This window comes from Marinitoga arctica, from assembly GCF_054657315.1.
Map to the genome: position 1 here is coordinate 1 of NZ_BAAHYY010000046.1, position 11907 is coordinate 11907.

Genomic DNA, 11907 nt, shown 5'->3' on the forward strand with positions numbered 1-11907 from the left:
GGTATAAAAACAAACCGGGCAGAAATGCCCGGCTTTGTTTTATCTATAATAGTTGCATTGTCTTTTTCATACTCTGATGGAATAAAAAATAGGGTGTAAATAGTTGAGGAATTGTTTGGAAATGAAGTTACTGAAGTTTAAAAGAATAAAATATGATATAATTAAAATAAAAGAAAAATAAAAACAAACAGGATTAATTAATGATTTTGCATTAATTAGTATGAAAGCAAAAGAAGTAAAATAATAGAAAATGAATAAAGAAAATAAAAATTAGGGGATGAAAATATGAATTTGAAATTAGAAGATTTTAAAATTAATATTCCTCAATTAGATTTTGAAAATACAGAAAGTTTATTAACAATTACAGAGTATTTTGGGCAAAAAAGAGCATATGAATCAATAATAATGGGTTTAGCAATAGAACAAAAAACACATAATATTTTTATAACTGGTCCAGTAAATACTGGTAGAAGAACTTTTGCCAGGAATATATTATCTAAATACTCAACTAATAGAAAAACACCGAATGATTATATATATGTATATAATTTTAAAGATGCAATGAAACCAAAAGCTATATCTTTAAAAACAGGGTTAGCTAAAAAATTTAAGAAAGAATTAGAAGAAACAATAGAAATGTCATTTAATGCTTTGAAAAAAGGTTTAGAAGGAGAAGATTTTTCTAAAAAAAGAACACAATTAGAACAGGAATATTTAAACGAGAGAAAAAAAATATGGGAAGAATTGAAAAAACAGGTAGAAGATTTGGGATTTAAATTACAATTTACATCAAATGGTGCAGTAACAATACCAGTATACGAAGGAAAAGAATTAACAGATGAAGAATATGATAAATTGCCAGAAGAAGTAAAAAATCAATATGAAGAAAAAACACCAGTTTTAAGGCAATTAATGGAAAAAACAATGATAAAAATTACAGAAATGGATAAGAATTATAGGGAGCAACTAAGAAATCTAGAAAAATATTGGGCGTTATTTACTATTTCAGGAATATTTGAAGAATTATTAGAGAGATATAATAATAATTCTGATATTATAGAACATCTTAATGAAATAAAAAATGATATTTCGGAAAATTTTCCAGAAATACTTTCTGATGAAAATTTATACAAGTATTATAAGAAAAAATACTCGGTGAATATAATAGTTGATAATTCAACTATAACAGGATCCCCAGTTGTAGAAGCAACGGATCCTTCATATTCAAATCTTATTGGAAAAATAGAATATATTTCTCAAATGGGTTTGTTAAAAACAGATTTTACAATGATAAAACCAGGGTTGTTGCATAAAGCAAATGGTGGATATTTAATATTAGATGCAGAAAAAGTAATGAGAAATCCATATGTTTGGGAAGCATTAAAAAATGCATTAATGAACAAAGAAATTAAAATAGAAAATTTAGAAAGTAAAGTAGGTTTAAGTGTGGTTCACACATTAGATCCAGATCCTATACCTTTAAATATAAAGGTAATAATGATTGGTGAAGAATGGATGTATGAGGTATTATACTCATATGATCCAGATTTTAAAAAATTATTTAATATAAAAGTGCCGTTTGATACAGAAATAGAATTGAATAAAGAAAATGCTGAATATTTTTCAATGTTTGTAAAAAATATAATAAAAGAAAATAATATAAAAGATTTTACCAGAAAGGCTATAGAAGAGTTAATTAAATATTCATGCAGATTAAATGGAAGAAATGATAAGTTATCAGCAAAATTTGGATTATTAAAAAATATAATTTTAGAAGCTAATTATATATCTGATAAATATAGCGATACAATTCCATATATTGATGAAAATTCAATAAAAGAAGCTATAATAAAACATGAAAATATGTTTTCATTATATAGAGATAAAATAATGGAATCAATAAAAGATGGGCAATTAATGTTAGAAACAAAAGGTGAAAAAATAGGGCAAATAAACGGTTTAACAGTAATGGAAATAGATTCATATTCTTTTGGAGTTCCTGTAAAAATTACAGCAAAGGTATTTTCTGCAAAACAAGCAGGGTTATTAGATATTCAAAGGGATTCCGATTTAAGTGGAAAAATACATAGAAAATCTACAATGATAATAGAAAATTATTTCTATTCAAAATATCATCTTGATGAACACATGGTGTTTTCTGCATCAATAAGTTTTGAACAGGTGTATTCTATGCTTGAAGGAGATAGTGCATCATTGGCAGAAGTGCTTGCTTTAATTTCAGCAATATCAAATATATCTTTGAAACAAAGTATAGCCGTAACAGGTTCTATAGATCAACATGGGAATATACAACCTGTTGGTGGAATAATAGAAAAGGTAGAAGGATTTTATAACACATGTAAAATTCAAGGTCTAACAGGAGATCAAGGTGTAATAATTCCGTATCAAAACATAAAAAATTTAGTGTTAAGTCATGAAGTTGAAGAAGCGATAAAAGAAGAAAAATTTCATATATATGCAGTAAAAAATGTTGATGAAGCAATAGAAATAATGATGAATAAAAAAGCTGGTAATTTAGATGAACATGGTAATTTTGAAAAAAATACTGTAAATTATTATGTTTTGGAAGGAATAAATAAATTAAAGAAATTACATCCTAATAAAAAGAGGTTCTGGCTATGGAAATAGAAAGAAAAGAGATAAATAAATTCGATGAAATTTTAATAGAATTTCTTGAAGAACTCGACGATGTAAAAGATGTTACTAAGAAACAATACACAAAATCAATTAAATATTTTTTAAATTATTTAAGAAAACATAATATATCCAAACCAACACCAAAAACGGTTAAGGTTTGGAAAACTCAATTATTAAAAGATAAAAGTCCATATACTGTAAACTTATATCTTTCAGGAATAAGGCGTTTTTTTGCTTTTTTAGAAGATAAGGGGTTGTATAAAAATATTGCTCAGAATGTAAAAGGAGCAAAGAGACCATTTGGTCATAGAAAGGATATTTTAACAGATGATGAAATATTAATAATTTTCAATTCTATTGATACATCTAATTTAATGGGAAAAAGGGATTTAGCAATAATAAAAACTTTAGCGTATACGGGAATAAGGATTCATTCATTGATAAATATAAAAATTAAGGATATTGTAAAGAGAAATAATAAGGTATTGCTGCATTATAAGTCAAAAGGACATGTTGGGAAAGATTCTGTTATTGCATTACACAAAGAAGTATATGAATCAATAAACGATTATTTAAAAGCAAGAAAAAAGTATAAATTCAACGATCCGTTGTTTATATCATTATCTCCTAATTCTTTTGGAAAGGCATTAACAGAAAGAGCTGTCCAGATGATAATAGATAAATATTTTAATGAACTGGGATTGAAGGAACTTAGAGGGGGGAAAAAATTATCAGCTCATTCATTTAGACATACTGTAATTACTAAGGTAGCATTAAATCATGGAATAGAAGCAGCCAAACAAATAGCAGGTCATAGGAATATAGCAACTACACAAATATATTATCACGAAGCAACATCGGTAGCTTTGGATGCTGATGAATTAATAGATTTTGAAGGTTAAAAATAAAATTGTCCTGATGGACAATTTTATTAAAATATTACCTTTAAAACAGGATATTTTTCTGTTTCAGATGGAATATCGGCGAGTGTTGAAAAATCGCTATTAGAAGAACTCCATTTTAAAGTAGAATCTAAATTTTCTAAATCATCAGCTTTATCAATAGTGGTATTATAAAAAACATAAACAACATTAGAATTTACATTAAAATTTATATTATCTAGAGAATTTTCTAAGTAATTATTGGCTATTAAGGCGCTGATATCTGTAGGAATAGAATCTTCGTTGTAGTAATATTGTATAATAGAATTCTCTAAAACTTTCATATCGTTTATAATTTTTGTCATTTTAGCTTTTGTAATAACATTATTTACCATTGGTACAGCAAAAGTCCCTAAAATAGCAATAACTGCCAAAACAATTAATACCTCATACAAAGAAAACCCTTCTTTGTTTTTTAAAGTCATCCCCATGCCCCCTTTTGTTAATTTTTTTATAAAACAATAATATTATATCATAAAATCAAAAAAAATAGCAATAAACATTCTAAAAAAATTTTAATTTTTAACATATTAATATAAATATAATTATGTTATAATAATTTAAGATAGAAAAACTATTGGAGGTGGAGTTGTGGCAATTTTAATAACAGGTGGAGCTGGTTATATAGGTTCTCATGCATGTGTGGAATTCTTAAATGCAGGATATGAAATTGTTGTTTTAGATAACTTTTCTAATAGTAAACCAGAAGCATTAAAAAGAATAAAAGAATTAACAGGAAAAGATTTTAAATTCTATGAAGTAGATTTATTAAATAAAAAGGATGTTGAAAAAATATTTGATGAAAATAAAATAGATGCAGTAATCCATTTTGCTGGATTAAAAGCTGTGGGAGAATCTGTAGAAAAACCTTTGTTGTATTATCATAATAATATAACAGGTACATTGAATTTATTAGAAGTTATGCAAGATAATAATGTAAAAAAAATAGTGTTTAGTTCATCTGCAACAGTATATGGGAATCCAGAAAAAGTTCCTATAACAGAAGATACGCCATTATCTGCAACAAACCCATATGGAAGAACAAAGTTATTCATAGAAGAAATATTAAAGGATTTATATATTTCTGATAATGATTGGAGTATAGCTTTGCTCAGATATTTTAATCCTATAGGTGCACATGAATCAGGAAGAATTGGTGAAGATCCAAATGGTATCCCAAATAATTTAATGCCATATATTACTCAGGTTGCTGTTGGGAAAAGAGAAAAGTTATATGTTTTTGGAAATGATTATGATACGCATGATGGAACAGGAGTTAGAGATTATATTCATGTAGTTGATTTAGTAATAGGCCATATAAAAGCATTAGAGAAGATAATAAACGATACTGGTGTAAAGGTATATAATTTAGGAACAGGTGTAGGTTATAGTGTGTTGGATGTAGTAAAAGCTTTTGAAGAAGCAAATAATATAAAAATACCATATGAAATAACAGATAGAAGGCCAGGGGATGTTGACCAAGTATATGCCGATCCTACAAAGGCATTGAAAGAATTGGACTGGAAAGCAGAGAGAAATATAGTAGAGATGTGTAGAGATTCATGGAATTGGCAAAAAAATAATCCTAATGGCTATGATTAATGGGAACTTGATGGTTCTCATTTTTTTGCTAAATTTAACAATTTCTTATTTTATTATAAAAGCAAAATGTGAAAATTGTGCTATAATTATGAATAGAAGAAATTTTTGATGGAGGCGTAAGATGAAAATCAATTCTAATTTTTTAAAACTAATAGATTTTGTTTTATTAATAATTTTTAATCTATATATATCAAAAAATATAATCGTTTCACTAGTTTTTTCTATATTCATTTATCTTGGTATATATGCTTTTAGGACATATGATTTTGAAAATATAGAAAGCTGGAATGATACTATTATAAGGGTTTTTGCTGGTATGATGTTGGGCTTTCTTGTGATATTGTCTTTTTATGCTCTTTTTAACGGATATATACTAAAGGAATATTTTCTTGATAATTTTTTGTTTAATATTATCGTGCTTCCTTTGGTACATAAAATTAGTTATTATATGTTAATAAGACATATCGAACCAAAAAAATATATTGTAATAGGTCAAAAAGAAGAATGGGAAGAATTGATGAATGAAATTGAAAAAAAGAGTTTGGGAAAATTGAGATTTAATGAATATATAAACCCATCTCCAGTTAAACTAAAAAAATTGATAAAAGAGCATGACGGTGTGTTAGTTGCTGATCCAGAATTGGAAAAATTGGTAATAGATGAAATAAATGAATTTAAAGAAAATGGTATTAAGGTAGAGTATTTGCCTGTTATAGTGGAAAGATTTCTAAAAAGAATACCTATTCAGGTTGCAGAAAAGTTTAAAGCCCATTATGAAGTAGCTTTTAGTGAGGTTAAAGAATCTCCTGCTAAGAGAATTGTCGATATATTTATTTCTGTTTTGTCATTAATTATATTATCTCCTATTTTTGTTATAGTGAGTACAGCCATTTTTATCGAAAATGGTATGCCTATCATATTCAGGCAAAAAAGAATTGGTAAAGATGAAAAAGAGTTTATATTAATAAAATTCAGGAGTATGTACAATAATAAACCTAAAACAGAAAAATTTGCTGATGAAGAAAAGGATAGAATAATGAAATCTGGTAAATTAATTAGACCTATAAGACTTGATGAAATCCCTCAATTTGTTAATATTTTGAAAGGCGAAATGTCTTTTGTTGGTCCAAGGCCAGAACAGCCAGGTTTTGTAAAAGAGTTTAATGAATTAATCCCTTTTTATGAATTTAGGCATAAAGTGAAACCTGGGTTAACAGGATGGGCTCAAATTAATTATAAATACCCAACAAATTTAGAGGAAACAAAGATAAAAACGAGTTATGATTTGTATTATGTAAAAAACAGAACAACGCTTTTGGATTTAAAAATAATAATGCAAACAATTGAAGCAATTTTTTGGAAAAAAGGAATATAGGAGGGAAATTAGTGAATGAAAAGTATATAGAAATTACGATTTTTGATGTTGTAAGAGCTATAAAAAGAAAAAAAGCTATTTTTTTTACAACTATGTTTTTTGTTTTTATTCTCTCTATAATTCTTATTTTTATATTGCCAGAAAAATATGAAACTTATGCAGTTCTAGAATATAATGGGAAAATAGATTCTCAGCAAAATATTCTTGGAAACATCGGATTTTCTAACCTACTTGATTTGGGAAATAGTTCTTCTAATCTTGAAACAGAGCTAGGAAAGTTAAAATTAGAATCTGTTGTTTTTGAAGTTGTAAAAAAAATGAATCTTACAGAATTGGCAAATCAAAATAAAACCTTATACCAAAAGTTTAGAAATATTACGATTACTGATATTGATATGATAAAATCACTACAAAAAAAGATTAATATAGGAAATTATAGCAATGCTGCTGATGATAAAACATCTAATTTGATAAAAGTATCTTTGTTAGATTCAAACCCAACATTTGCTGCCTCAATTATTTCTAATTTATATGAAAGTTATTATAGCTATTCCAAAAAGCAATATTATGAAAACATGCAAGTTATATTAAAAAATATAGAAAGTTTATTATTGGATGCTGAAAGCAAATCAAAATACTTTTATAACAAGCTTATAGATTTTGAAAAAGAAAATTTAATAACTGACGATAATGGTTTAGATGTTCTCTTTAATAAATATTATATATTAGAAATGGAGCTATTAGATTTTGAAAATAAATCGGTTTTACTACAAGAACAATTAAAATCTATCGAAAATCGTTATTTTAATCTCAAAAAAGAATATAAGATAAGATTATTATTAAATAATCCAGAATTTTCAACAATTAAAAGTGGAATAATAAAAGATAAATTGGAGTATGAAACATTAAAATTAACATCTCCTAATGATCCCAAGATTTTTCAACTTGAAAGCAAAATTAAAACCGAAGAAGAATTTTTAAAAACAAAAATTGAAGAAACTTTAAAGGACAACATAATTTTTATGCTTTCAACTAATCCCCAAGATTTTAATACCTATACATCATTAAAATACGAGTTAGAAAATATCTCTCTTGAAAAAGAAGTTTCTACGAAATTGAAAGAAAAAATAAAAATGTTGATTGGAGAAAAAAGTGATTTATTGAAACAATATTTAGATATTAAAAAAAGCTATGTGGAATGGAATAATAAAAAAGATGTTTTTAAACAGTATTTAGATCAAGAGCAAATAAAAAAATTAACCTATGAACCTGGGTTGAAGATGATAGATAGAATTTATATTCCAACTAATCCTGTTTTTCCAGACAAAAAAATAATATTGGGAATAGGCTTATTCTTTTCTTTAATCATAGCTTTTATAGTGGCATTTATTTCTGACTTGAAAAATAAAAAGGTAAAAGATATAGAAATTTTTTCAAAAAGTATAAAATTACCAGAATATATTATTTCTAGTAAAAAAGATGTTGAAAATATAACTAAAAAAATTTTATCCAATATCATTTCTAATAATTATAAAAATATTGGAATATCTAAGGCGGGAAATATTAAATTTGATTTAATAAATAAAATAGAAAAAGAATTGTTACTGCTTGAAGTTAACGATATTAACATTTTTAAAATAAAATCCCCAAAAGATATGAAATTGTTGGATATTAATGAAAAAAAGATAAATATAGTAGATTTGCCTAAAATAAATGATGGATATTTTGACTTATATTTTAGTAAAATAGATAGTCTTATATTAATAGTTGAGGAATTTGTTAGTGATATTGAAAATATAAAAAGTTTTATATATAGAAACAACATAAAAAATATAAAGATCGTATACATAAAGTAAATTTTCTTGAGGTGAATTATGATTTTCCTTAGTGTAAACAAAATGTATAATCCGGAAATTGGTGGAGTAGAAATAGTTGCAGAAAAAATTGCAGAAATTGCAAAAAATGAAGGATTTGATTCTAAGGTTTTAACATTTAATTTTGAAAATAAATTTACAAAAGAAAAAATTAATAGTATTGATGTTTACAGAATTCCTTCAATTTTAAGAAAAGATCCAATTAGATGGTCGAATATGTATAAAAAAATATTTAATAAACTAGCGATAAAATCAGAGATTTTGTTATTTCATTTTCCATCTTTTCAACCAGAGATGGAATTTTTTCTATTAAATAAATATAAGAAATCTAAAAAAATTTGTTTTTACCATGCTGATATTGTTGGAAAAGGACTGATAGGAAATATTTATAATAAAATAATTGTTAATAATTATTTGCAAAAAATGGATAAAATAATAGTTACTTCCCCGAATATTCTTAAAACTTCTCCTTTGTTACAGAAATATAAAAATAAAATAGAAATTATACCTTTATTTGTTGATATGAATCATTTTTATTATCGTCAAAATAATAAAAGAAAATTTTTATTATCCCATTTAAAAGCTAGTACTAATTCTAAAATTATTTTATATGTTGGAAGATTTGGTCGTTATAAAGGGTTGGATTATTTAGTTAAGTCTTTATTAAAATTGCCAAAAAATTATTTTTTAATTATGGTTGGTAATGGAGCTAAAAAAAATGAGTTAAAACTTTTAGTAAGTAAATTGCAATTAGAAGAACGTGTTTTATTTTTAGAACATGTTTCTTATGAAGACCTTCCTTTCTATTATAGTGCTGCTGATATATTTATTTTACCATCGATTGATAGAGGTGAAGCTTTTGGATTAGTTGGATTAGAAGCAATGGCATGTGGTATTCCAGTAATCACAACAGAATTAGGAACAGGAACGTCTTTTTATAATTTAAATCACATTACTGGTGAGGTAATAAAACCAAAGGATTCTGATGAAATATCACATGCAATTTTAAATATTATAAATAAAAAATATGAATATGATAAAAACAAAATTATTAAAAGAGCTAAAGAATTTTCTTTTGATAAGTTTTGTATTAAAGTTAAGGAGAAGATATTAAATGTATAAAAGAGTTGTAGCTTTGGATTGTAGAATGTATGGAATGTCTGGAATTGGGAGATATACAGAAAATTTATTAAATCAAATTATCAATAATAACATAGAAGATTTTGAATTTGTGATAATAGATTACAATAATAAATTAAAAAATATTTCTAATGGAAAAAATATAAAAAAAATTATTAATATAGACTTAAAACCTTTTTCCATAAAAGAATTTTTATATGGGCAATTATATTTTAATAATATTGCAAAACAAGTTGATTTAATACATTTTTTGCATATTAACACTCCATTTTTTTTCCCTAAAAATAGTGTTTTCACTATACATGATTTAATTCCAATTATAAAAAGAGATTATTTTCAACCACATAAAGTTTTGGTTTATGAAAAATTAATGAAGCGAATAGCATCAAAATCGAAATTCATCATTACCGTCTCGAACAATACGAAAAAAGATTTAAATCATATATTTAATGTTGAATCAAAAAAGGTAAAAACAGTCTATGAGAAAATATCTATAAAATTCCCGCAAAAAAATAATAGATTTAATTTTAAAAATTATTTTTTATATGTTGGGAATAGAAAGAAACATAAAAATCTTCCTTTAGCAATACAAATTTTAGATAATGTATTCAATATTTATCCAGAATTTTACTTTATTATTGTTGGAAAAAGAGATTATGAATTTGATGAAGTTGATAAATCATTATTAAAAGTTAAACATAAGAAGAATTTTATTCAAATTGTGGATGCAGATGATGGTGACTTATTACATTTATATAAAAATGCTTTAGCTTTAATTTTTTTATCTGAATATGAGGGCTTTGGAATTCCTCCATTAGAAGCCGCTTATTTTGGAGTACCAACAATAGCTTCTAATACATCCGCAATCCCTGAAGTTGTAAGAACTGGTGGGATTTTAGTCAATACAGAGGATAAAAAAGAAATTTATAACGCAATAATTAGAATTATTAAAAACATCTCATTAAGAAGACAATTGTCTGAAGAATCTCTTCGAAATTATAAGTATTTTTCAACATATCCGGAATTGGAAAAAATAATAGAAATTTATAAACAAATACTCTAAACCGCAGGTGATATTGATGGATTTTTCACTTCTTAATTTTTTTATATACATTTCCTTATTATTTATTTCAGCTGATAGAATTTCTATAAATTTGCCTGTCGGAAATGTTAGAATTGTACAATTCTTCCTTATAATAACTTTTATACTTCTATTTTCAAAGGTTAATATAAAAATAGATAGGGAAAATAGTTTTATATTTTTGATACTTATATTTTATTTTTTTATAAATATTATTTTTTCTTATAATAAATTAAGAACAATTTCGTATTTAATTTGGTTTATTTATAATTACATTTTTATATTTTTGTTATTTTCAACTTATATTTATCATTTTGGATTCGAAAACTTTGAAAAAAAACTTTTGTTAATATATAGAATTATATCTTATTACATTTTCATTCAGTTCTTTATTGGGTTGTTTGGAATATCCGATCCTTTTTTTGGAACTAATTTTACATTTGGAGTCCCTAGACCATATATATGGATGTATGAACCTTCATATTTAGCAACATATCTCACGCCATATTTTATTTATTCTAATTATAATGTAATTATAAATAAAGATATTTCTTATTCAAAAGATTCTAAAATTTCAATATTGGCACTTATCTTTACCACTTCTACATCCGGATATTTAATGATGATACTATTTATATTATTTATATTTTCATATAATCTTCTTAACTTAAAAATTCGAAATATTTTTAAAATTTTGTTATATTTTATAATTGTATTATTACTTGTTATGATTTTATCATTAATTTTTGTACCCGAACTTTTTAATTATTTTTTCTTAAGATTATTTAAGCTTGGAATTAAAGCTTCAGCACCCGAAAGAGTTTCTAAGTGGTTTGAAACTTTAAGAGTAATAAGAGATAATTTTTTAATAGGTGTGGGTGCGGGTGCTTATGGAACATATGTTAGCAATGATGTAAAGGATGTTGCTTCTAATATAACTCTTGAATTAATAGCTGAATTGGGATTCTATGGATTTTTTATAGTATTATTTTTATTAATTCAAAATTTTAGACCTTTAATTTTCTTACCTCAATTAAGAAAAGAAAAAAAATTAATAGCTTTATTTTGGTCTATTATATTTTTAATAGCTATTTTGCAGTCAAATCAAAATTATTTAAGATTATATTTATGGTCACAATTTTCATATTTTTATGGGTATGTTTTATCCTTAAAAGAGAAATATCAATAAATATAACTTTAAATTAGTAGAAAAAATAATAAGCTTCATAATTATTT

Annotated in this window: 9 protein-coding genes; 8 read left to right on the plus strand and 1 reads right to left on the minus strand. The window is 24.8% G+C overall.

The features are described 5' to 3' along the window. The first annotated feature begins 285 nt into the window (after nt 1-285). Nucleotides 286-2649 carry a Lon protease family protein gene (locus ACYQ44_RS09905; protein WP_459997040.1) on the plus strand — a complete coding sequence of 788 codons (2364 nt, stop codon included), beginning with the start codon at nt 286-288 and terminating at the stop codon, nt 2647-2649. After that, the gene (locus ACYQ44_RS09910) at nt 2640-3560 is read left to right on the plus strand and encodes a tyrosine-type recombinase/integrase (protein ID WP_459997042.1); all 921 of its coding nucleotides are present in this window, start codon (nt 2640-2642) and stop codon (nt 3558-3560) included. The genes ACYQ44_RS09905 and ACYQ44_RS09910 overlap by 10 nt, the downstream gene beginning before the upstream one ends. Before the next feature lie 29 nt (nt 3561-3589). Here ACYQ44_RS09910 and ACYQ44_RS09915 read toward each other — a convergent pair whose 3' ends face one another. Continuing rightward, nucleotides 3590-4024: a type II secretion system protein gene (locus ACYQ44_RS09915; RefSeq protein WP_459997043.1), complete on the minus strand. Its 435-nt coding sequence runs from the start codon at nt 4022-4024 to the stop codon at nt 3590-3592. A 166-nt stretch (nt 4025-4190) separates the two neighbouring features. Between ACYQ44_RS09915 and galE the strand changes: the two genes are divergently transcribed. From galE to ACYQ44_RS09945, 6 genes are all read left to right on the plus strand, one after another. Beyond that, complete coding sequence (gene galE / locus ACYQ44_RS09920) at nt 4191-5201, plus strand: UDP-glucose 4-epimerase GalE (RefSeq protein WP_459997045.1); 1011 nt, start codon at nt 4191-4193, stop codon at nt 5199-5201. A gap of 121 nt (nt 5202-5322) precedes the next feature. After that, on the plus strand, nt 5323-6576 hold the full coding sequence (locus ACYQ44_RS09925; RefSeq protein ID WP_459997047.1) for an exopolysaccharide biosynthesis polyprenyl glycosylphosphotransferase: 1254 nt from the start codon (nt 5323-5325) through the stop codon (nt 6574-6576). A gap of 11 nt (nt 6577-6587) precedes the next feature. Next, nucleotides 6588-8432 carry a GumC family protein gene (locus ACYQ44_RS09930; protein WP_459997049.1) on the plus strand — a complete coding sequence of 615 codons (1845 nt, stop codon included), beginning with the start codon at nt 6588-6590 and terminating at the stop codon, nt 8430-8432. A gap of 18 nt (nt 8433-8450) precedes the next feature. After that, the gene (locus tag ACYQ44_RS09935) at nt 8451-9572 is read left to right on the plus strand and encodes a glycosyltransferase (protein WP_459997050.1); all 1122 of its coding nucleotides are present in this window, start codon (nt 8451-8453) and stop codon (nt 9570-9572) included. Further along, nucleotides 9565-10653, plus strand: a complete 1089-nt coding sequence (locus tag ACYQ44_RS09940) for a glycosyltransferase family 4 protein (RefSeq protein WP_459997052.1) — start codon at nt 9565-9567, stop codon at nt 10651-10653. The genes ACYQ44_RS09935 and ACYQ44_RS09940 overlap by 8 nt, the downstream gene beginning before the upstream one ends. A gap of 16 nt (nt 10654-10669) precedes the next feature. Then, the gene (locus ACYQ44_RS09945; protein ID WP_459997054.1) at nt 10670-11860 is read left to right on the plus strand and encodes an O-antigen ligase family protein; all 1191 of its coding nucleotides are present in this window, start codon (nt 10670-10672) and stop codon (nt 11858-11860) included. Nucleotides 11861-11907: the final 47 nt, after the last annotated feature.

Excerpts from the sequence above, each read along its gene's own strand:
- ACYQ44_RS09905 (WP_459997040.1), top strand. The coding sequence starts at position 286 with ATGAATTTGAAATTAGAAGATTTTAAAATTAATATTCCTCAATTAGAT.
- ACYQ44_RS09910 (WP_459997042.1), top strand. The coding sequence starts at position 2,640 with ATGGAAATAGAAAGAAAAGAGATAAATAAATTCGATGAAATTTTAATA.
- ACYQ44_RS09935 (WP_459997050.1), top strand. The coding sequence starts at position 8,451 with ATGATTTTCCTTAGTGTAAACAAAATGTATAATCCGGAAATTGGTGGA.
- ACYQ44_RS09925 (WP_459997047.1), top strand. The coding sequence starts at position 5,323 with ATGAAAATCAATTCTAATTTTTTAAAACTAATAGATTTTGTTTTATTA.
- ACYQ44_RS09940 (WP_459997052.1), top strand. The coding sequence starts at position 9,565 with ATGTATAAAAGAGTTGTAGCTTTGGATTGTAGAATGTATGGAATGTCT.
- ACYQ44_RS09915 (WP_459997043.1), bottom strand. The coding sequence starts at position 4,024 with ATGACTTTAAAAAACAAAGAAGGGTTTTCTTTGTATGAGGTATTAATT.
- ACYQ44_RS09945 (WP_459997054.1), top strand. The coding sequence starts at position 10,670 with ATGGATTTTTCACTTCTTAATTTTTTTATATACATTTCCTTATTATTT.